Annotated in this window: 20 protein-coding genes; 17 read left to right on the top strand and 3 right to left on the bottom strand. The window is 63.9% G+C overall.

Annotated features, from left to right (window positions below):
* From IF809_RS27350 to IF809_RS27310, 9 genes are all read left to right on the top strand, one after another.
* Positions 1–391, top strand: a 391-nt coding sequence (locus tag IF809_RS27350; RefSeq protein WP_462839044.1) for a cytochrome c oxidase subunit 3, incomplete at its 5' end; no start/stop codon positions are given.
* Entirely contained in the window at positions 388–741 is a 354-nt protein-coding gene (locus IF809_RS27345; RefSeq protein WP_128964389.1) for a hypothetical protein, read from the top strand. The genes IF809_RS27350 and IF809_RS27345, both read left to right, overlap by 4 nt.
* Positions 729–1,649: a cytochrome c oxidase assembly protein gene (locus tag IF809_RS27340; protein ID WP_462839043.1), complete on the top strand. Its 921-nt coding sequence runs from the start codon at positions 729–731 to the stop codon at positions 1,647–1,649. The genes IF809_RS27345 and IF809_RS27340 overlap by 13 nt, the downstream gene beginning before the upstream one ends.
* Positions 1,650–1,736: 87 nt before the next feature.
* Positions 1,737–2,525, top strand: a complete 789-nt coding sequence (locus tag IF809_RS27335) for a heme-binding protein (RefSeq protein WP_462839042.1) — start codon at positions 1,737–1,739, stop codon at positions 2,523–2,525.
* A gap of 105 nt (positions 2,526–2,630) precedes the next feature.
* Positions 2,631–4,478, top strand: coding sequence for a methanol/ethanol family PQQ-dependent dehydrogenase (locus IF809_RS27330; RefSeq protein WP_453995536.1), 1,848 nt, complete (start codon positions 2,631–2,633; stop codon positions 4,476–4,478).
* Positions 4,462–5,301 carry a substrate-binding domain-containing protein gene (locus IF809_RS27325; RefSeq protein WP_462839041.1) on the top strand — a complete coding sequence of 280 codons (840 nt, stop codon included), beginning with the start codon at positions 4,462–4,464 and terminating at the stop codon, positions 5,299–5,301. The genes IF809_RS27330 and IF809_RS27325 overlap by 17 nt, the downstream gene beginning before the upstream one ends.
* Positions 5,298–5,936, top strand: a complete 639-nt coding sequence (locus tag IF809_RS27320; protein WP_462839040.1) for a c-type cytochrome — start codon at positions 5,298–5,300, stop codon at positions 5,934–5,936. Before IF809_RS27325 ends, IF809_RS27320 begins: the two co-directional genes overlap by 4 nt.
* 12 nt (positions 5,937–5,948) lie before the next feature.
* Positions 5,949–6,329 carry a c-type cytochrome gene (locus IF809_RS27315; RefSeq protein WP_462839039.1) on the top strand — a complete coding sequence of 127 codons (381 nt, stop codon included), beginning with the start codon at positions 5,949–5,951 and terminating at the stop codon, positions 6,327–6,329.
* 14 nt (positions 6,330–6,343) lie between these two features.
* Positions 6,344–8,731 carry a glucose/quinate/shikimate family membrane-bound PQQ-dependent dehydrogenase gene (locus IF809_RS27310; protein WP_462839038.1) on the top strand — a complete coding sequence of 796 codons (2,388 nt, stop codon included), beginning with the start codon at positions 6,344–6,346 and terminating at the stop codon, positions 8,729–8,731.
* Positions 8,732–8,749: 18 nt separating this feature from the next.
* Here IF809_RS27310 and IF809_RS27305 read toward each other — a convergent pair whose 3' ends face one another.
* Positions 8,750–10,516, bottom strand: a complete 1,767-nt coding sequence (locus tag IF809_RS27305; RefSeq protein WP_462839037.1) for an SDR family oxidoreductase — start codon at positions 10,514–10,516, stop codon at positions 8,750–8,752.
* Positions 10,517–11,148: 632 nt separating this feature from the next.
* On the opposite strand from IF809_RS27305, the gene IF809_RS27300 reads away from it, so the two are divergent.
* The gene (locus tag IF809_RS27300; protein WP_128964382.1) at positions 11,149–11,931 is read left to right on the top strand and encodes a Crp/Fnr family transcriptional regulator; all 783 of its coding nucleotides are present in this window, start codon (positions 11,149–11,151) and stop codon (positions 11,929–11,931) included.
* Positions 11,932–11,937: 6 nt separating this feature from the next.
* Here IF809_RS27300 and IF809_RS27295 read toward each other — a convergent pair whose 3' ends face one another.
* Together IF809_RS27295 and IF809_RS27290 are read right to left on the bottom strand one after the other, a co-directional pair.
* Positions 11,938–12,828 carry a glycosyltransferase family 9 protein gene (locus tag IF809_RS27295; RefSeq protein ID WP_462839036.1) on the bottom strand — a complete coding sequence of 297 codons (891 nt, stop codon included), beginning with the start codon at positions 12,826–12,828 and terminating at the stop codon, positions 11,938–11,940.
* A 36-nt stretch (positions 12,829–12,864) separates the two neighbouring features.
* Positions 12,865–13,152 (bottom strand): hypothetical protein, encoded by a 288-nt coding sequence (locus IF809_RS27290; protein ID WP_128964380.1) that lies wholly within the window; start codon positions 13,150–13,152, stop codon positions 12,865–12,867.
* A gap of 332 nt (positions 13,153–13,484) precedes the next feature.
* On the opposite strand from IF809_RS27290, the gene IF809_RS27285 reads away from it, so the two are divergent.
* Genes IF809_RS27285 through IF809_RS27255 form a run of 7 tightly spaced genes read left to right on the top strand, consistent with a single transcriptional unit; the run spans position 13,485 to position 19,988 of the window.
* Positions 13,485–14,585 (top strand): inositol-3-phosphate synthase, encoded by a 1,101-nt coding sequence (locus IF809_RS27285; RefSeq protein ID WP_462839035.1) that lies wholly within the window; start codon positions 13,485–13,487, stop codon positions 14,583–14,585.
* Complete coding sequence (locus IF809_RS27280) at positions 14,585–15,181, top strand: histidine phosphatase family protein (protein WP_462839034.1); 597 nt, start codon at positions 14,585–14,587, stop codon at positions 15,179–15,181. The genes IF809_RS27285 and IF809_RS27280 overlap by 1 nt, the downstream gene beginning before the upstream one ends.
* The gene (locus tag IF809_RS27275) at positions 15,178–16,281 is read left to right on the top strand and encodes a CgeB family protein (RefSeq protein WP_462839033.1); all 1,104 of its coding nucleotides are present in this window, start codon (positions 15,178–15,180) and stop codon (positions 16,279–16,281) included. Before IF809_RS27280 ends, IF809_RS27275 begins: the two co-directional genes overlap by 4 nt.
* Positions 16,282–16,283: 2 nt before the next feature.
* Positions 16,284–17,093, top strand: a complete 810-nt coding sequence (locus tag IF809_RS27270) for a sugar phosphate nucleotidyltransferase (RefSeq protein WP_462839032.1) — start codon at positions 16,284–16,286, stop codon at positions 17,091–17,093.
* Positions 17,090–17,854 (top strand): TIGR04290 family methyltransferase, encoded by a 765-nt coding sequence (locus IF809_RS27265; RefSeq protein ID WP_453995514.1) that lies wholly within the window; start codon positions 17,090–17,092, stop codon positions 17,852–17,854. Before IF809_RS27270 ends, IF809_RS27265 begins: the two co-directional genes overlap by 4 nt.
* The gene (locus tag IF809_RS27260; protein WP_462839031.1) at positions 17,854–18,795 is read left to right on the top strand and encodes a glycoside hydrolase 5 family protein; all 942 of its coding nucleotides are present in this window, start codon (positions 17,854–17,856) and stop codon (positions 18,793–18,795) included. Before IF809_RS27265 ends, IF809_RS27260 begins: the two co-directional genes overlap by 1 nt.
* Complete coding sequence (locus IF809_RS27255; protein ID WP_128964373.1) at positions 18,783–19,988, top strand: phosphopentomutase; 1,206 nt, start codon at positions 18,783–18,785, stop codon at positions 19,986–19,988. Before IF809_RS27260 ends, IF809_RS27255 begins: the two co-directional genes overlap by 13 nt.
* The last annotated feature ends 108 nt before the right edge of the window (positions 19,989–20,096 follow it).

Genomic DNA, 20,096 nt, shown 5'->3' with positions numbered 1-20,096 from the left:
GACGATCATCTATCTCTTGAGCATCATCCCGAACGAAATGATCAATCGCGTGGCGCACCGGCAGGATCTTGCCAGGGTGCGCATCGGCCTGATCGTGATGTCGCTGATCGGCATCGCTCTGCTCGTGCTGCGCGGTTTCGAGTTCGCCCATCTCAACACGCGCTGGGACAACTCCGCCTACGGATCGATCGTCTGGCTGATCCTGGGACTGCACACCACCCATCTTGCCACCGATGTCGGAGACACGGTCGTGCTGGCCGTCCTGATGTTCACACGCCACGCCAAGCCGCGCCGGTTCAGCGACGTCACCGACAACGTGTTCTATTGGAACTTCGTCGTGCTGGCCTGGCTGCCGCTCTACGTCCTGCTCGACTGGGTGCCGCGCTTATGACCGATCCTGAACGAGCTCCGAAACTGCTCTATTGGGCCGGCGTCGCGCTCGGCCCGCTGGCCTGGGGCATCAACCTGCAAGGGGTCTACGCGCTCGCCCATTTCTCATGCGAGACGACGAAGCTGAGCGGCACGATCATGAGCGCCGTCCTGGCCATCGTCGCCCTCGCGGGAACGGCAATATCCGCGCGTGCGGTCCGTCGCGGCGCCGGGGCGGAGTGGACCGACGCGCAGGGCGGTGGTCCCCGCACATTCATGGCCTGGCTGGGCGTCGGCTCCGGTGTGTTGTTCGCGCTGGTGATCGCGAACCAGCTCGCGGCGTCGTTGATGATCAGCCCATGCCTGCGCTGAGCCTGCTGGCGCTCCTGCTGAGCCTGGTTGCGGCGCCGGCGATGGCCCATGGCATCTCGGACGTCGATCCGGGCTCGCTCTGGAGCTTCGATCCGTGGCTTCTGGCGCCGCTCTACGCCGTTGGGACCGCCTTCTATGTCGGCACGCAGCGGCTCTGGCGCCGTGCCGGCGGCGGACGCGGCGTCAACTTCCGCCAGGTCGGCGCATTCTGGGCGGGATGGCTGATCGTCGCGCTCGCCCTCACCTCGCCGCTGCATTGGCTCGGCGAGCGTCTGTTCACGGCCCACATGGTCGAGCACGAGTTGCTCATGATCGTCGGCGCGCCTCTGATGGCCTACGCCCGGATCAACGGGCCGGTGATGTGGAGCCTGCCCGCCTCGCTTCGTCCCGCCGTGGGCCGATGTCTCAACTGGCCTGGCGTGGCGAGGCCGTGGGCGCTCGTCAGCCACCCTGTCAGCGCGACAGCCCTGCATGGCCTGGCTCTCTGGGTCTGGCATGCGCCGCCGCTCTATGCGTGGGCGCTCGAAAACACCGCGGTGCATCGCCTTCAGCACATCAGCTTCTTCGCCACCGCGCTGTTGTTCTGGTGGGTGCTGCTGCACGGCCGCGGCCTCGGGCGCAGCGTGCGACTTCGGGAGGGCATCGCGGTCGCATGCCTGTTCGTCACCGTGCTTCATTCCGGCGTGCTCGGCGCCTTGTTGACGCTGTCGACGCGCATCTGGATTCCCGGCCAGGGCGCCCTTGCGGGCGAGTTCGGCTTGTCGCCGCTCGAGGATCAGCAGCTCGCGGGCATTCTGATGTGGGTGCCCATGGGCATCCTCTACACGGGCGCAGCATTGTTCTTCGCCTATCGCTGGCTGATCACGATCGACGCGTCCCGCGTGCCGATGGTTCGGCATGCCGGCTGAACGACCCGCTTGATGGCAAGGGACATAGGAACCGCAAGTCGGACCACGACGTTCGCCTGCTGAGTTTCGACACTCCAAGGAGGCCACATGGGCAAAAGAACCGTCCTGGCGACCGTCATCCTCGCGGCTGGCCTTGCCCTGCCGCAAGGCGTGATCGCGCAAGATCAGCCGCGCCCGGGAATGTCGTGTCCGGTCGACCATGATCAGCTGGCGGACATCCTCAAGAAGAGCGTCAAGCCGGGCGGCGGCCCCAGCAACGGCGGCCTCGACAACAACGAATGGGCTGCCGTCGTGAACCGGCAGGGCGTGGTCTGCGCCGTCGCCTACAGCGGCAGCAAGGCCGACGACCAATGGCCGGGCAGCCGTGCCATCGCCGCCGAGAAGGCCAACACGGCGAATGCGTTCAGCCTGACGAACAAGGCGATGGCCAGCGCAAACCTCTATGCGGGCGCACAGCCCGGCGGCTTTCTGTTCGGTGCGGCGCTCAGCAATCCACCCTCCCCTGAGGTTATTTATGCGGGCACGCCGGAGGAATTCGGAACCGCGCATGATCCGATGGTCGGCAAGCCCGTCGGCGGCGTCATCGTGTTCGGCGGCGGGCTCGCGCTCTATGACGGCAACGGCATCGCCGGCGCGCTCGGCGTGAGCGGCGACAGCTCCTGCGCGGACCACAACGTCGCCTGGCGCGTGCGTCACCTCCTCGGCCTCGATCACGTGCCGGCCGGTGTCAGCCCGAACGCGAAGGACGCCATCATCTACGACATCGGCCCGGACGGCAAAAGCCCATCGGGATTTGGCCATCCGAAATGCAACGGCAAGGAAGACGAAATCGCCGTCGATCTCGGCGCCGGCGTCTCGGGGAATGTCGTGAGATAGGTGCAGTCGAGCACTTAGGAACCAAGCGCGCGTGCAACGTTTGTACGTTCGCAATCCGGCCTGCAACGCGGCAGGGCCTCATCAATGCCGTGGAGATCTTCACCTATGTTAATGCCCGGCCTCAGGCAATTGCTGTGGGGGACGTTGAGCCTGATCTGCGCCTGCTGCGCATCGCAGTCTCCCGGCTTTGCCCAGACCGATCTGGCCAGCCGCATGAAAGATCCCGGCCAGTGGCCGATGGCTGCGCGTGACTATGCCAACACCCGTTACAGCGCCCTCGACCAGATCAACGCAAGCAATGCGTCACGCCTGCAGCTCGCCTGGACGTTTTCGATCGGAGCCGATCGGGGCCAGGAGGCCGCCCCACTCGTCGTCGACGGGACCATGTACGTGGTTGGGCCCTATGCCGGCCCCTATCCGAACCGCGTGTTCGCGCTCGATGCCACAACGGGCGAGTTGAAATGGTCGTATGCACCGAAACCCGAACCTGCCGCGGCAGGCGTTGCCTGCTGCGATGTCGTCAATCGCGGGCTCGCCTTCGACAACGGCAAGGTGTTTCTCAATACGCTCGATAATCATTCCGTCGCGATCGACGCGAAGACCGGCAAGGAGCTCTGGCATACGAAGCTCGGCGAGATCAACAAGGGCGAGACCATCACGATGGCGCCGGTCATAGTCAAGGGCAAGGTTCTCATCGGTAACAGCGGTGGAGAGATGGGTGTGCGCGGCTGGGTCACCGCGCTCGACGAGAACACCGGTGCCATCGCCTGGCGTGCGTATGCGACCGGCCCCGACAAGGACGTCTTGATCGGCGATGACTTCAAGCCGTTTTACGACAGCCTCAAGGGCAAGGATCTCGGCGTCAAGAGCTGGCCTGCCGACCGATGGCAGGTCGGCGGCGGCACCATGTGGGGATGGATCTCCTACGATGCCGATCTCAACCTGATCTATTACGGGACCGCCAATCCCAGCCCCTGGAATGCGAACCAGCGCAGCGGCGACAATCTCTGGAGCACAACCATCTTCGCGCGCGATCCTGATAATGGGCATGCCAAATGGGCCTACCAAGTCAACCCGCACGATCTGTTCGACCATGACGAGATCAACGAGAACGTACTGGTCGACCTCGAGCTGAATGGCCAGACGCGCAAGGTGCTGATCCATCCCGGCCGCAACGGCTACATGTACGTGATCGACCGCGCCACCGGCGAAGTGATCTCCGCCGATGCCTTCGAATTCGTGAATGCCTACAAGGGCGTCGACCTCAAGACCGGCAAGATCATCCCCAACGAGGAGAAGACGCCGCTGGCCGGCAAGACGGTCGAGAACATCTGCCCGAGCGCGCCGGGCGCCAAGGATTGGCAGCCAACGGCGTGGTCACCGCGCACGAAGCTGCTCTACGTTCCGCATCAGCATCTCTGCATGAACTTCAAGGCGTCGCAGGTCGGCTACATCGCCGGCACGCCCTATGTCGGCGCCGATGTCGATATGTATGCCGGCCCCGGGGGGCATCGCGGCGAGTTCATGGCGTGGGATCCGGTCGCGCGCAAGAAGGTGTGGGAGATCCACGAGAAGCTGCCGGTCTGGAGCGGCGCGCTGGTGACGGCGGGCGATGTCGCGTTCTATGGAACGATGGACCGCTTGTTCAAGGCGGTGGACGCCAAGACGGGCAAAGTGCTCTGGCAGTTTCGTGCAGGCTCGGGATTCATAGGCCAGCCGATCTCCTACCGCGGCTCGGACGGGCAGCAATACATCGCCATCCTCTCGGGCGTCGGTGGCTGGCCCGGCGTGGTGGCGAATGCGGAGGTCGATCAGCGCGTGCGCAATGCCGCGCTGGGCTTCACCGGCGCGATGCAGGATCTGCCGTTCTACACCACTGGCGGCAGCGAACTCCTGGTGTTCAAGCTCGGCAGCGCCGACGGTCAGGACAACAGCCATGCGCCTCCGCAGTGATTGTACCGCTGTTGTGCTTGCCTGCCTGGTCGGGATCGTGTCCCCGGCAACGGCCGCGCCGAATGGCGAGCTTCGCGTCTGCGCCGATCCGAACAATCTGCCGTTCTCCAACAGTGCGGAGGCCGGCTTCGAGAACAAGCTCGCGGCGATGATCGCCGAGTCCCTCGGACGATCGCTGTCCTACACCTGGTGGGCGCAGCGTCGTGGTTTCATCCGCAACACGCTGAAGGCCGATAAATGCGACCTCGTGATCGGCGTGCCCTCCGGCTACCATCTGGTCGAAACCACAAAGCCCTATTATCGCTCGACCTACGTCTTCGTAAGTCGTCAGGACGAGCATCTTGACCTGTCTTCGCTGCTCGACCCGCGCCTGCATCGTCTCGTGATCGGCGTGCACCTCGTCGGCGACGACGGCAACAATCCCCCACCGGCGCAGGCCCTTGGCCAGCTCGGCATCGTCGACAATGTCCGCGGCTACTCGATCTATGGAGACTATCGCCAGGCCGACCCGCCGGCGCGCCTGATCGAGGCGGTCGAACGCGGCGAGATCGACGTTGCCGCCGCATGGGGGCCGCTGGGCGGCTATTTCGCGGAGCATTCCAAGGTGCCGCTGACGGTCACCCCCATTCAGGACGGCGCGCGCTTCACGCCGCAGCAATTCCAGTTCGCCATCGCTATGGGGGTTCGCAAGGGAGACCACGCTCTGCGCGACCGCTTAAACACGTTCATCGACGAGCATCGATCCGAGATCGCCGCGCTGCTGCGGAGCTACTGCGTTCCTCTGGTCGACGAGTCAGTGACGGCATCAGGAGGACACGAATGACGTCTGCCCCATCGCTGCGCGCGAGCGCCATCGCGCTGCTGCTGGCGACCACGCCGAGCGGCGCCGTGTTCGCGCAACAAACTCTGCCGCAATCCCAGAAGGCGCAATTGCCTACCCTGGCGCCGCGTCCGAATTTCGGTGGCAGCGTGGGAAACGGCAGGCCGGGCGTCTTCATGCAGGTGCCCGTCACCCATCTTTTCCCCGGCGCTCAGCCCGATCCACCCGAGATCAAGAACCCCGTCCAGGGCGATCCCAATGCCGAGCAGCGCGGGATGACCTATTTCGTCAATTTCAATTGCGTCGGCTGCCATGCGCCGAATGGCGGCGGCGGCATGGGACCGGCGCTGAGCAACAATCTCTTCACCTATGGCTCGCAACCCGAGAACATCTACCTGTCGATCTACCAGGGGCGGCCCAATGGCATGCCGGCCTGGGGCGGCGTGCTGCCCGACAGCGTGATCTGGGACCTCGTCACCTATATCGGCAAGATCAGCAATGAGCCGAACCGGCAATGGGGCCGCACCTTTGCGGCCAATCCGCTGTCGCCCCACGTGGAGCAGGTCCCGAGCGAGCAGGTCTCGACGACCGATCCATGGTCCGCCACCAAGACCTTCAATTTCGGCCAGAAGCCCTGATCGGAGCGGCGAATGGGCGACAATCTTGCCGCACGGTTGATGATCGCCTCGCTGCTGGGGCTGGCGATGATCGGCTGCGGCAAGGCCGATGCCGCGGGCCCTGACAATTTCGTCGGCGACGCCAGGCGCGGCGCCGACCTCGTCAAGAATTATCATTGCGGCGGCTGTCACGACATTCCCGGCATTGCCGGCGCGGACGGAAACGTCGGCCCGCCGCTGCACCGGGTCGGCACGCGAACCTATATCGCCGGGTACATCCGGAACTCTCCCGACAACATGGCCGCCTGGATCGAAGATCCGCAGAAAGCGTTACCCGGTAACGCCATGCCCAGAATGGGAATCCCGCAGAAGGACGCGCGCGACATCGCCGCCTTTCTCTACACGCTCAAATAGCCGAGCAGTCCCCGATGATCTCCATCAAGACCTTATTCCGCGAAACGCCTTGGCTTGCCGTCACCATCGTGGTCCTTGCGCTCATCGCGCTGTATCTGCTCCTTGGCGGCGTCTGGCTCGCAACCTTGGGTGGCTCCGCCTATTATGTGATTGCCGGGATCGCTCTCCTGCTCACCTGCTGGTTGCTTGCGAACCGCAGCGCTGCGGCGCTCTGGGTCTATGCGCTGCTGCTGCTCGGCACGATGGGTTGGGCGGTGTGGGAGGTCGGGCTTGATTTCTGGTCGCTCGCACCCCGCGGTGACATCCTGGCGCCGCTCGGCGTGTGGCTGCTGCTGCCGTTCGTATCGTCACGTCTGATGCCGCGCGTGCGGATGGCGCGAGCGGCGCTTGGCTTCGTGTTGATCATCGCCATTGTCGTGCTCGGCGTTTCTCTTGCCAGGGATCGCCGTGCGATTGCCGGAACGCTGCCCGAGAACAATACGTCGGACGCCGCCTCCTCTGCCTCGTCTGCGCCTGCTGCCGGCCAGGACTGGACGGCTTACGGCAGCACCGGCTTCGGCACGCGCTATTCCTCGCTCAGCCAGATCACCGACGCTAACGTCAAGGACCTCAAGCTCGCCTGGGAATTCCGCACGGGCGACCACAAGGGGCCTGATGACCCCGACGAGATCACCAACCAGGCAACCCCGCTCAAGATCGGCGACCTGCTCTACACCTGCTCGCAGCACCAGATCGTGTTCGCGCTGGAGGCTGCGACCGGAAAGCTTCGCTGGAAGTTCGACCCTGAGGTCAAGCACAACAAGGCATTCCAGCACATGACCTGCCGCGGCGTGTCCTATCACGCGACCAAGCCCGGCGCGGTGACTGCCGGCGGCGCGCCCGCTCCCTCCGATTGTCCGGCGCGCATCTTCATCCCCACCAATGACGGGCGAATGTTCGCGCTCGATGCACAGAGCGGCAGGCCCTGCGAGAGCTTTGGCGATCACGGCCAGATCGACCTCAAGCAAGGTAGCGAGATCCAGACGCTCGGCTTTTATGAGGGGACGTCGCCCCCCGTCGTGACCGACAAAGTCCTGATCGTCGGCGGGGCCGTGATCGACAATTATTCCGATCGCGTGCCGTCAGGCGTGATCCGCGGCTTCGACATCTATTCCGGCAAGCTGATCTGGGCGTTCGATGCCGGCAATCCCGACCCGAACGAGATGCCGTCGGAGTCGCATCATTTCACCGCCGGCTCGCCCAATTCGTGGAGCATTTCCGCGGTCGACGAAAATCTCGGTCTGGTTTACGTGCCGCTCGGCTCGGGCTCGCCGGACATCTGGGGCGGCGGTCGTTCCGCCGACGAAGAGCGTTACGATTCGGCTCTGATCGCACTCGACATCGGCACGGGAAAGCTGCGCTGGTCGTTCCAGAACGTGCACCACGACCTATGGGACATGGATATGCCGTCGCAGCCGAGCCTGGTCGATCTGCGCTCGAACGGCAGCGTCACGCCGGCGATCTATATCCCGGCAAAGACCGGCGACATCTTCGTGCTCGACCGCCGCGACGGGCATCAACTGGTGCCCACGCCGGAGAAGCCGGTGCCGCAAGGGCCCGCGCCCGGAGACCGGCTGTCGCCGACCCAGCCCTTCTCGCAATTGAGCTTCCGTCCACCTGGCATGCTGACGGATGCGCAGATGTGGGGCAGCACGATGTTCGATCAGCTCGCCTGCCGCATCAAGTTCAAGCGCCTGCGCTACGAAGGACCGTTCACGCCGCCCTCGGAACAAGGCACACTGGTGTTCCCTGGTGACTTCGGCATGTTCGAATGGGGCGGCATCGCCGTCGATCCCAAGCGCCAGATCGCGATCGCAAATCCGCAATCCATTCCCTTCATCTCGCGCCTGGTGCCGCGCGGAAAGGACAATCCGGCTGCGCCCAACGCGGCGCATCCACCCGGCACCGAACTCGGGGTGCAGCCGATGTATGGCGCTCCCTATGGCGTCGATCTCGGCATTTTCCTCTCGCCGCTCGGCATTCCCTGCCTCGAACCGCCCTGGGGCAATATCGCAGCCATCGATCTGAAGACCCAGAAGATCGTCTGGCAGCATCGCATCGGCACGATCCGCGATGAGGCGCCGCTACCGCTGCCGTTCAAGCTGGGCGTCCCCATGCTGGGGGGGCCGATCGTGACCGCGGGCGGTGTCGCCTTCATCACGGGAACGATGGACTATTATATCAGGGCCTTCGACATCAAGGACGGCAAGCAGCTTTGGGAGGACCGGCTTCCGGCCGGCGGTCAGTCGACACCGATGACCTATGAAGTCGGCGGCAAGCAATACGTCGTGACGGTCGACGGCGGCCACGGCTCATTCGGCACCAAGCTCGGCGACTACGTGCGGGCCTACGCGCTGCCATGATGTCCGTCAGCACGCCCTTTATGCTCGGCGGCGTCTTGTCCCGATTGGCCGGCGCGGGCGAGCAACTGCCGAGGCGACCAAAGCAGCGCACGCAGCTATTCCAACCACCGCAAGCCCTTTGCTGATGACCCCGGCCGGCGGAAGCTGCTTTCGCGCCAGCCATCCTCCGTCGACGGATGTGCCTGGTGACGACGCCTCGATCATGCTTCCTTCGCTGATCGGGGCGCGCCGGGCGCGCGACAGCAGAAATCGAAATGCACCTCCCGTCAGATACTCGGTCAATCTCGGCGCGAGAGCGTAACCGATCTGGCCCGCGCGGGCCGGCCATCCGACGGCCACTTCATCGCGCGGCGCGCGAACGAGGCTCAAGAAGATTTGGGCGACATCTTCGGACTGGTACAGAAGCGGGCCGGGATCGAGCCTCTTTCCGGACATGTTGGCGCCGTGGATGAAACCCGGCGTATCCACCATCGCCGGGAAGACGCCGCAGACGTGGATCTGGGGATGTGCGCCGAGTTCCTGGCGCAGGCTTGCCGTGAACCCGCGCAGGCCGAACTTGCTCGCGGTGTACGCGGCAGCAAACGGCGTGGGCGTCCACCCTCCAAGCGAGATGTTATTGATCAGGATCCCCCGCTTCTGACGGAGAAAGATCGGCAGCACCGCGAAAGCGCCATGCATGGTCCCAAGCAGATTGACCTCGATCGTTCGCCGATGAAGCGCAAGATCGGCGTCCTGGTAGGCGCCGAACACACCCGTGCCGGCATTGTTGATCCAGACGTCGATGCCGCCGAACGCATCTTCCGCCTCCCGGGCCAATCGCTGCACCGCATCGGCATCGGTGACATCGGTCGGGATCGCCACGGCACGACCTCCGAGAGCCCCGCACTCCGCCGCAAGGTCTTTCAGGATCCCACCGCGCCGCGCAGCGAGAGCTACGCTCGCACCTTCTCGCGCGAACGCCAGCGCTGCGGCGCGACCGATTCCACTCGACGCTCCCGTGATGACGACGCGTGTGCCTTTCATTGACCGCGATGTGGTTTCCGAAACGCCGGCGGGAAGAAGCCAGCGCAGTGACTGACGGAGCCGCTCGGTTCCTTCAGATGCGAACCAGTCGCCATGCGCGAAGATGACCCGCTCGGGTGCCAGGCTCACCAGTCGCTCCGCCGCGGCCTGCGTCGAACGGCCGCCAAGCCGCAACAGCAGCCGAAGATAAACCGGCGCCTTGCCGTCAGGTTTGGCGTTGCCGAGCAGGTCTGCCGCAGCCTGATTTGGCGGGGAGAGATGCTTCGGGTCCAGATTTTGCACGAGATCCGTCAGGACCAATGTGCGGCTTCGCTTGTCGAATAGCTCCACCTCCGAGAACATCGGCGCAGTCACGGAGATGGTCTCGAGCTCGGCAGCCCATTCGCCAGGGGTGACGTCGCCCAATTCGCGGTCGATACGAAGACCGGCCTCGCGCACCTGCTTCCGCGCAGCCAGTCCCCGCGCCGCGAAGATCCGTGCTTGCGGCAATTGCTTCTGCCATTCCGGTAGAAACATCCAGTGCGCGACATTGGGTGCGAGCAGATATTTGATGGGGCCTAACCGCTCCAACTCCTCGCGCAGAACCGGCGAATATCGCACCGGCGAGTGCAGCAAGAGATCGCCATTCGGCAACCGAATGACCGTCATACGGATGGGCAAACGCAGGCCGGCCGCACTGATCGGCGCGTCATCCGCGATCCAGATATCATCAGTCACCCTGGTCAGGAGGACGGACGACAATAGGGCATCAGAACTGTTCATGAGCGCCTTCCCGTTAGTACCCCGGTGCAAATCCCGGGAATGACGCTCGTTCCTGCAATCGTCATCGAAGCGAGCGGCGGGATCTCGGGGTGCGCGGGCTCGCGGTATCTTAGTTGAGGTCCCCGCGTGGCGAAGCCATCCACTGAGCTCACCAGGATTTTGCCGGGCGTAGGAACCGAAGTTCACCCGATTCCTTGGTAGGCAACCATCCGGACCATGTTCATGCGAGCAAGCCCAAGAGCGGACCGTCAGCGGTCGATATCTGCCGGAAGCTTTCTGATCGCCGTCCTGACCCTTCTGATCATCGTGAAGGCTCTTGAACGCCGGATATCGTGATTGTGCCTATCGCTTCTGCTTCGCCTCTCGGTCGGCCCTCATCCGCCGGGAATGGACTTGATCGGGATGCCCACGAGTTCCGGAGGGCGCTTTCGAACGTCGTGTTCGAACGCGACGATCAGCAGCTCGATTGCAGTCGGAATTAGCTCCGATGAATAGGAACGTTGAAGACGGGCGGACGTCGATCTGTATCCATTGATGCATCCTCTGAGTTCGGGCGGACGTTATCAAGAGTTAATGTCTTCTCTTCGCCACTAGGTCAGAATGATGCCGGTGGCGGGGCGATCGGGTAACCAATGCAGACCGGTTTTGCTTTTTCCAAACTCGCCGATCACCTGGCGAGTCTTGCTGACGTGACCACCGAGGATCTCGATCTGCTGGCCGAAATGCCCAGTACCATTGCGCATTTCAGCTCGCGTCAGGCGATCCTGCGTCAGGGCGACGAGGGCAATCAATGCTGCCTGCTGCTCCAGGGTTATTTGTCCTGGCAGGATGCCCAAGGGGCGGACGGGCAGATCACGTCGATCGCGGTCCCCGGCGACATCGCAGATCTCCAGACACTGTACCAGCCGCGCATCACCGGTAATCTGATTGCGCTCGGCCCAGCCGTCGTGGCGCAGGTTCCTCATCGCTTCTTTCGCGAATTGTCGGCGCGGTCGCCGCGAATGTCTCGCGCCTTGTTGCTCATGCTGCTCGCCGACCATGCCATGCAGCGGAACTGGACGATCAATCTCGGCAGCCGGAACGCCTTGACGCGCGTGGCGCATCTGCTCTGCGAAATCACGACACGGCTGCAGAATGTCGGGCTCGCGAAGGATTTCAGATTGTCCTCGCCTTTCACCCAGGCCGACCTCGCCGCAGCCTGCAGCATCTCCCCCGTCCACGCCAATCGCACTATCCAGGAACTACGCCGCTCCAACCTGCTGCAATGGCACGGCAACACCTTGGTGATCTCGAACTGGCCCGGATTGGTCCGGCTGGCGGGTTTCGATCCCGCCTATCTCGGCATCCGTGCTCGCGAGCCGGGTGCCCGTCCAGCGCAATCGGAACCAGCTAAAGTCGAAAATGTGCCGGCCTGATCATGTTCATGCGACCCTTTGCTCGGCCGTCACTCGCTCCTGCAGCGCTTCGCTCACCTCCGCGATGACGGTGCACCAGTCGCCGGCCGTCGTTTGGCGAAACAGCCGCACGCTCGGGTACCACAACGAGCGGCCTCCGGTTGAAGGCCACCGCCAGTCGCAATCGGCATGCAGCAGCACCCAGGCTTCGCACCCAAGTGCGCCCGCGAGGTGCGCGACCATGGTATCGACGCAAATGACAAGGTCGAGCTCGCGGAGCAGATGACCAAGCGTTGCGATCTCGGGCGTACTGATGTCGCGCGCGCCGATCCCTGTGAGGCTTTCAATCGTGGCATCCCGCTGGAGCGAGTGGAGCGCTACGCCACGAACTGCGAGATGTCGGAGCAATTCAGGCGGAATGGCCCGCCGTTTATCCCACTGGCCAACCTCCCAAACCAGACCCACGGCCAGACCCTCGCGATCGAGCGAGACGGGCATGCTCCTCGGCGGCAGCTTCAGATACGGCGCTCCCATCTCGATCTGCTCTCGCCCGACCTTGAGCGCGTGCGGAACCTCCATGATCTCGATATCGACCTCGAACTCCAGTTCCGGCGTACCGTCATGGAGAGCCAGCGCGCGATCGACGCCTGCGGCCCGCTCGACCAGCGGCAACAATTCGCGCTGGCACCAGATCGACACGCTGCTCGCCACGCCCCGAAGGGGCTGCATGAAGCGCAGGAACTGGATCGTGTCGCCGAGCCCGTGATAACAGCGCACCAGCACGTGCTTGCCCGCGAGCGGCTCTCCTCGCCAGATCCGCTGCAGATGCCGCGGTCCTGTGTGCTTGGGCGGATGCGACGACTCCGCGAGATCGCGGTCGTTGACGGCCCAGGCGCGCTCGAAATCGCCCGCGCGCATCGCCTCTACCCACTCGTTCGCCACGTCCGAGACTGACTAGCGGCGGACGAATTTGTGGAAACGGCTGAGCTTGCCGTCCTTGGTCCGATCCTGGTGGAGAAAGGCAATCCCCGCCTCGTCGAACTTCTCGAAGAACTCGTCCCAGCCGATGCGGTCGAGCCCTTCATCTGGCGGATCGAAATCGATGCGCAGGATGCCGGCATGTCCATCCTCTTCGGTCGCCTTGACCGTTGCCGGCCGCCCGCCGCGCTCGTCCACCCATTTGCGGATCGCGGCGTGATCGGTGGTCGCTTCGGCTTCGCTGTTCTGCGTCTTGGACGTCATGTGGCACCTCGCTCGCTGACCGGGCCGGCAATGACATTGTCATCGCCTGGACCATTTGCGGTGAAACGCGGGCGGCCGGGATTCGTTCTTCGCGGCACGCCGTGGCTGAAGCCGGGCAACCTGCATCATCTTCTTCATCTTCTTCCAGGAAGATCTTCGTTCCCTGCGTGCAGCCGCGGATTCTATCCCAGGTTAAGCCCGCTGCATTTTGTTGCCCGGAATCGATCCACAGCCGCGGCGTGGCGTCTCCAACGCAGGAACGAACATACCTTCCGATACGTTCGCCGATCTACTTACACTGCTGCCACGCGTCTTCCCGGAGGTTTTCGTCCATGCATTCCCGTCTTCAGGACAGGCGCCGCGTGCGCGTCGGCATCGTCGGCGTCGGCAATTGCGCAAGTTCCTTCGTCCAGGGGCTCACCTATTATCGTAACGCCAAGTCGAACGAGCCTGTGCCCGGCCTGATGAACGTTGATCTAGGCGGATATCACATCAGCGACATTCAGATTGCGTCGGCTTTTGATGTCAACGCGGGCAAGGTCGGTCGCGATGTCGCCGCGGCCATCTTTGCCAGGCCGAACAACACGCATCGCTTCGCGGACGTCGACGAGACCGGCGTGATTGTCCAGCGCGGTCCGGTGCTGGATGGCATCGGGCACTATCTCCAAGACGACGTTCCGGTCGCCGACGTCCCAGAGGCCGACGTTTCGGAAGTTCTGGCGATGTCGCGAACCGACGTTCTGGTCTCATACCTGCCTGTGGGCTCGCAGCGCGCAAGCGAATGGTACGCGGCCCGCGCCATCGAAGCCGGTTGCGGCTACGTCAATTGCATTCCCGTCTTCATCGCCTCCAATCCCGACTGGCGGCGGCGGTTCGAGGACGCAGGACTTCCGATCATCGGAGACGACATCAAGAGCCAGGTCGGCGCGACCATCATGCATCGCGTGCTTGCCAATCTGTTTCGCGATCGCGGCGTACGGCTCGATCGCACCTACCAGCTCAATGTCGGGGGCAACACCGATTTCAAGAACATGCTGGAACGAGAACGATTGAGCTCGAAGAAGATCTCGAAGACCCAGGCCGTCACCAGCCAGTTCGACGTCCCGATGGACCCAGACAACATTCACGTGGGGCCGAGCGACCACGTGCCCTGGCTGACCGACCGCAAGCTCGCCTTCATCCGGCTCGAAGGCACGACCTTCGGCGGCGTGCCCCTGAGCGCCGAGGTCAAGCTCGAAGTGTGGGATTCACCGAACTCGGCGGGCGTCGTGATCGATGCAGTCCGCTGCGCCAAGCTGGCGATGGATCGGGGTCAGGGCGGCGCCCTGACCGGTCCCTCCAGCTATTTCATGAAGTCGCCGCCGCAACAGTTCACCGACGAGGAGGCTGGACGGCGAACGCGCGCCTTTATCGATGACAAGGCCTACACCTGATGGCCGCAATCATCCATCTTGTCCGCCATGGTCATCACGCCCTGCTCGGCCGTACATTATGCGGGCGGATGAATGGCGTCACGCTCGACGACGTCGGCTGCGCGGAGATGGCGCGCTGTGCGGCTAATTTGCGCCCGCGGCCGAACCTGATCCAATCGAGCCCGCAGCGGCGCTGCATGCAATCAGCCTGCATCCTGGCCGCGCATTTCGGTTTGCCGGTCGAGATCGTTCCCGCTCTCGACGAACTCGACTATGGCGAATGGACCGGCCGGTCCTTCGAGGAGCTCGGTCGGGACCCGCAGTGGTCGCGCTGGAACAGGGAGCGTGGCAGCGCCCGTCCACCAGACGGCGAGAGCATGCGGTCGCTCCAGAATCGTATCGTCGACCATCTGGAGCAGTTGCGCAACGATCGTTCTGCGGGCACAGCCATCGTCGTCAGCCATGCCGAGCCGATCCGCGCCGCGCTGCTGCACTACGCGCGCATGCGGCTGGACGACTTCCTTGCCATCGAGATCGACCCGTCCAGCATCAGTACCCTCAGCGCAGGCAGGGGCGGATACAGAATAACCGGAGTCAATCAGCGGGTGCCGGCGTGAAGATCGTCATTTTCGGCCTGACCATCTCCTCCTCCTGGGGCAACGGCCACGCGACGCTCTGGCGCGGCCTCTGCAAGCACCTGACGCGTCTCGGCCACAGCGTCGTCTTCTACGAGCGCGACGTGCCCTATTACGCCGGCGCCCGCGACTTCAATGAGCTGCCGGGTGGCCGGCTACGGCTGTTTTCGCATTGGGAGGAGACCCGCTCCCTCGCCCGCGACGACGTCCGTGATGCCGATGTCGCGATCGTGACGTCGTACTGTCCCGATGCGATCGCGGCGACCGACCTGATCATGTCCCAAGGGCGCGCTATCCCCGTCTTCTATGACCTGGATACGCCCATCACACTGGCGCGGCTCCTCGCGGGTGAATCCGTTCCTTACATCGGCCCGCGAGGCCTGCGGGATTTTGCGCTTGTCCTCAGCTTTACCGGCGGACCGCGCGTGACCCAAGAATTCCGCGATCGGCTCGGCGCCGCTGACATTCATCCCCTATACGGCCACGTCGATAGCGATATTCATCGCCCGGTACCGCCCCAACCGCACTATCGCGCGGATCTGTCCTATCTCGGCACCTACTCCCAGGACCGCCAGCGAGGGCTCGAAGCTCTGTTCGTCGAACCGGCACGAGCCCGGCAGGACCTCCGGTTCCTGATCGGCGGAGCGCAATATCCCGACGACTTTCCGTGGTCGTCCAACATCTACTTCGTGCGGCATCTGCCGCCGTCCGAGCATGCGCCTTTCTTTGCGTCCTCCCGTCTGACCCTCAATGTCACGCGCAAGGCCATGGCGGAGATGGGCTGGTGCCCCTCCGGCCGCCTGTTCGAGGCAGCGGCCTGCGGTGTCCCGCTCCTGAGCGACGACTGGCCGGGCATCGAGGCGTTCTTCACGCCCGGCCGGGAGATCCTGATCGCGCGCGACGCGCAGGACACCTTGGCCGCGCTGGCGATGTCGAACGCCGAGCTGCAAGCCATCGCCAGGTGCGCCTATGAGCGGACGATGGATCAGCACACATCCGATAAACGCGCGCGCGAGCTGGTGTCGCTGCTCGAGCAGGCGGACTCCAGCGGCGCACATCAGCAGCAATCCGAGGAGGCCTGACCATGTGGGGCATCGTTCCGGCCGCGGGTCGCGGCAGCCGCATCCAACCGCTGGCGTTCTCCAAGGAGCTGTTGCCCGTCGGCAGCCGGCGCGACGACGGCACCGAGCGTCCTTGTGCGGTCTCCGAATATCTGCTGGAGCGCCTGATCCTCGGCGGCGCGGACAAGATCTGCTTCGTGATCTCGCCGGGCAAGTCCGATATTCTGGAATATTTCGGCGATCATTACGGCAGCGCGCAGCTCGCCTATGTCGTCCAGCCCGACGCCTCCGGCCTCTGCGATGCCGTCTTTCGGGCGGGCACCGTGGTCGGCCATGACGAGGACGTCATCGTGGGCCTGCCCGACACCATCTGGTTTCCCAAAGTCGCATTGCAGGCTCTGCCCGATGCCGACCTCTCCTTCCTACTCTTCCCTGTCGAGCGACCGGAATTCTTCGACGCCGTCGTTCTCGATGGCGACAGCGTAAGGGAAATCCAGGTCAAGCAACCCAACCCGACCTCGCGATGGATATGGGGTGCTTTCAAGATGTCCGCGACCGGATTTCGCCAGTTACATGAGCTCTGGCACGCACGAGAGCGGCGAGACGAATATTTCGGGACTCTGGTCAATGCCTATATCGAAGGAGGCGGCCTCGGCATCGGGGTCAAGGCCGGCGAATCCTATGTCGACGTCGGGACCATCGGCGGTTATCGCACCGCGATGGCCCTGCTCGCGGAAAGCGCCGGCGCCGACGGCAGGTCGAGGTTGCGGGCCGGCAGCTCGAGCGATGGGGCTCGACCGATCCCCGCAATGGAGAATGGAGCAACTGCATGACCGGAGCGCTGCTCACGCGTGACGAAATTCGCCGGCGCGTCGACGCGCTCGGGCCCTGGTTTCACAATCTCGACCTCAAGGGCGTGCCGACCGCGCCCACCCACTTCCTCGGCGACTATCCCAACGTGAAATGGCGCCGCTTCGCCGGAATTATCCCGGACCGCCTCGATGGCAAGACCGTCCTCGATATCGGCTGCAACGCCGGATTCTACGCCATGGAGATGAAGCGGCGGGGCGCCGAACGCGTGCTCGGCCTCGATACCGACGAAGAATATCTGGCGCAGGCCCGTTTCGCCGCCGAGGTGAACGGCCTCAGGATCGAATTCCGCCAGATGTCGGCCTACGACGTCGGACAACTCCGCGAGAAGTTCGACCTCGTGATCTTCATGGGCGTGCTCTATCATCTGCGTCATCCGCTTCTGGCGCTGGATCTCATCCACGAGCATGTCGCCACCGATCTCCTGCTGTTCCAGTCGATGCAGCGCGGCGCCAGCCATGTCGACATCGTCGAGAAGAATTACGATTTCTGGACCACCGATCAGTTCGATTCCGCGGGCTATCCCAAGCTGCACTTCATCGAGCACAAATATGCCGACGATCCCACCAATTGGTGGGTCCCGAACCGGGCCTGCGTCGAGGCCATGTTGCGCAGCGCCGGCTTCGCGATCACCGCCCATCCGGAAGAGGAAGTCTATCTTTGCAAACGCACCGGGCGGCCACAAGCCGACGGGCCCGTCTATCCATCCCGGAGCACAAGCTGATGATCGAGGCGGCCAAGATCTGGAACGAACCCAACAACAAGTCGCATTGGGACCTGCTGATCGATCCGGATTGGGCGATGTTCGCAAACCTGGCGATCGCCGCCGGCAAGTCGATCCGCGGCGCGCGCCCCGCATTGCCGATCGTCCTCGGCGGCATCTCGCCGATCGATCCTTCCTTCATGCGCAACATGCAGAACCGTGGCGTGCTCGACCACTTCGATGCAGTCGCCGTGCACGGCTTTCCGCTCGACTGGAACCTGTGGCAGATCGGCGAATGGCCGGCGAAGCTCGAGGAGATCAAGGCCGTCACCCACCTGCCGGTGTGGGTGACGGAGGTCGGCGTCTCCTCGTTCGGCGCCGAAGAGGTGCAGGCCTGGGGGCTGTCGCGCACCGCAGAGCTCCTGATCGGCCGTGCACCGCGCATCCATTGGTACAGCCTCTACGACCTTCCCTCCGCCTGGGAAGCAACGACACGGCACAAGGAAGCCGAAGGCTCGTCCTATTACCGACATTTCCACATGGGCCTGCTGCGTGAGGACGGCACGCCGAAAGCGGCCGCCGATCTGTTTGGAGCCTACGCGCCCGCCATGGGGCTGTGCCAGTGGTTCCATTTCGAGGATCATCGACTCGACGAAGCAGTCCGCTGGATGCGTCGTCTCGGCGTGACCCATCTCAGGACAGGCCTGTCATGGGCCGACAGCTTCCGTCCCAACGCGCACGACTGGTTCGACCGCCAGATGGAGGCGCTGGCGGAATTTGAGGTCACGGTGACGTTCTGCTTCACCCCCGAGCATCGGGGCATCGAGCCACATCACACCAGCCCGCCGCTGGACGTCAACGAATTCGCCGATTTCTGCGCATCGATGGTCGACCGCTATTGCATGCGAACCGGCGTTGCATCCTCCCCAACATCCGCCAGAGAGCCCACATGCGTGCCCTGATCCTGGTGATGGACTCCGTGGGCATCGGCGGCGCGCCGGATGCCGAGCGCTATGGCGACGAAGGCGCCGACACCGTCGGTCACATCGCGGAGGCCTGCATGGCCGGTCGCGCCGACAGCTCCGCCCGCGAGGGACCGCTCCGGCTTCCCAATCTCGTCGCGCTCGGTCTTGGCGAAGCCTGCCGGCTGGCTACCGGCCGCGTGCCGCCCGGGCTCGAGGGTCGGGTGGAACGCGGGCAATTCGGCTGCGCCTGCGAGGTCTCGAAGGGCAAAGACACCCCGTCGGGTCATTGGGAGATCGCCGGAGTGCCTGTCCCGTTCGATTGGGGCTATTTCCCGCGCACGACGCCATGTTTCCCCGCAGAGCTGACAAGGGCCTTCTGCGAGCAAGCTGGATTGCCCGGCATCCTCGGAGATTGCCACGCCTCCGGCACGGAGATCATCGCCGAGTTCGGCGAGCGTCACATGCGAACCGGAATGCCGATCTGCTACACCTCGGCCGACAGCGTGTTCCAGATCGCAGCGCATGAAGAGACCTTCGGGCTCGAACGTCTGTATGAGATCTCCGCGATCGCAAGGCGACTGATCGACCCTCTCAACATTGGCCGCGTCATTGCCCGTCCATTTGTCGGAACAAGCTCGAAAGACTTCAGGCGCACGTCCCACCGGCGCGACTTTTCCGTACCGCCTCCCGAAGACACCATCCTGGACCACGCCGCAGGCGCCGGTCGCGACGTCGTCACCATCGGCAAGATCGATGACATCTTTGCCCATCGGGGGACAGGGCGGAACATGCGCGGCGACGGCAATATGGCGTTGTTCGACGCCACGCTCGACGGGCTAGCTAGCCTTGCGGACAGCGGCTTTCTGTTCGCCAATTTCATCGACTTCGATACGCTCCATGGTCATCGCCGCGACGTCGCCGGCTACGCGGCAGCACTCGAAGCCTTCGACAATCGCCTTCCCGAGCTGTTGTCACGACTACGGAGCGACGACCTCTTGATCATCACCGCCGATCACGGCTGCGATCCGACCTGGAGCGGCACTGATCACACCCGCGAGCAGGTGCCCATCCTCGCCTGGTCGACGCAATCATCTTCTCGGATCGGCCGTCGCGCCGGCTTCGCCGATATGGGCGCAACCGCGGCAAGGCATCTGGGCCTGCCCGAACCGATGCAGGGCGCGCATTTTTAGTCGGCGGCAGCGCCCCCGATTCACCTGGGTTATTGATCCAGGTTAGAGAAATATTCGTTTGTACAGTTTCGAGGAACGAACATTCCTTGCATCGCTTCTGACTCCAAA

It is taken from the genome of Bradyrhizobium sp. UFLA06-24, from assembly GCF_054967145.1.
Note: the sequence above shows the minus strand (reverse complement) of the source record. Positions and strands in the feature narration are given on the sequence as shown.

What these genes read in the sequence shown, in the direction of transcription:
- IF809_RS27345 (WP_128964389.1), top strand. Translation starts at nt 388, where the DNA reads ATGACCGATCCTGAACGAGCTCCGAAACTGCTCTATTGGGCCGGCGTC.
- IF809_RS27340 (WP_462839043.1), top strand. Translation starts at nt 729, where the DNA reads ATGCCTGCGCTGAGCCTGCTGGCGCTCCTGCTGAGCCTGGTTGCGGCG.
- IF809_RS27335 (WP_462839042.1), top strand. Translation starts at nt 1,737, where the DNA reads ATGGGCAAAAGAACCGTCCTGGCGACCGTCATCCTCGCGGCTGGCCTT.
- IF809_RS27330 (WP_453995536.1), top strand. Translation starts at nt 2,631, where the DNA reads ATGTTAATGCCCGGCCTCAGGCAATTGCTGTGGGGGACGTTGAGCCTG.
- IF809_RS27325 (WP_462839041.1), top strand. Translation starts at nt 4,462, where the DNA reads ATGCGCCTCCGCAGTGATTGTACCGCTGTTGTGCTTGCCTGCCTGGTC.
- IF809_RS27320 (WP_462839040.1), top strand. Translation starts at nt 5,298, where the DNA reads ATGACGTCTGCCCCATCGCTGCGCGCGAGCGCCATCGCGCTGCTGCTG.
- IF809_RS27315 (WP_462839039.1), top strand. Translation starts at nt 5,949, where the DNA reads ATGGGCGACAATCTTGCCGCACGGTTGATGATCGCCTCGCTGCTGGGG.
- IF809_RS27310 (WP_462839038.1), top strand. Translation starts at nt 6,344, where the DNA reads ATGATCTCCATCAAGACCTTATTCCGCGAAACGCCTTGGCTTGCCGTC.
- IF809_RS27305 (WP_462839037.1), bottom strand. Translation starts at nt 10,516, where the DNA reads ATGAACAGTTCTGATGCCCTATTGTCGTCCGTCCTCCTGACCAGGGTG.
- IF809_RS27300 (WP_128964382.1), top strand. Translation starts at nt 11,149, where the DNA reads ATGCAGACCGGTTTTGCTTTTTCCAAACTCGCCGATCACCTGGCGAGT.
- IF809_RS27295 (WP_462839036.1), bottom strand. Translation starts at nt 12,828, where the DNA reads ATGCGCGCGGGCGATTTCGAGCGCGCCTGGGCCGTCAACGACCGCGAT.
- IF809_RS27290 (WP_128964380.1), bottom strand. Translation starts at nt 13,152, where the DNA reads ATGACGTCCAAGACGCAGAACAGCGAAGCCGAAGCGACCACCGATCAC.
- IF809_RS27285 (WP_462839035.1), top strand. Translation starts at nt 13,485, where the DNA reads ATGCATTCCCGTCTTCAGGACAGGCGCCGCGTGCGCGTCGGCATCGTC.
- IF809_RS27280 (WP_462839034.1), top strand. Translation starts at nt 14,585, where the DNA reads ATGGCCGCAATCATCCATCTTGTCCGCCATGGTCATCACGCCCTGCTC.
- IF809_RS27270 (WP_462839032.1), top strand. Translation starts at nt 16,284, where the DNA reads ATGTGGGGCATCGTTCCGGCCGCGGGTCGCGGCAGCCGCATCCAACCG.
- IF809_RS27265 (WP_453995514.1), top strand. Translation starts at nt 17,090, where the DNA reads ATGACCGGAGCGCTGCTCACGCGTGACGAAATTCGCCGGCGCGTCGAC.
- IF809_RS27260 (WP_462839031.1), top strand. Translation starts at nt 17,854, where the DNA reads ATGATCGAGGCGGCCAAGATCTGGAACGAACCCAACAACAAGTCGCAT.
- IF809_RS27255 (WP_128964373.1), top strand. Translation starts at nt 18,783, where the DNA reads ATGCGTGCCCTGATCCTGGTGATGGACTCCGTGGGCATCGGCGGCGCG.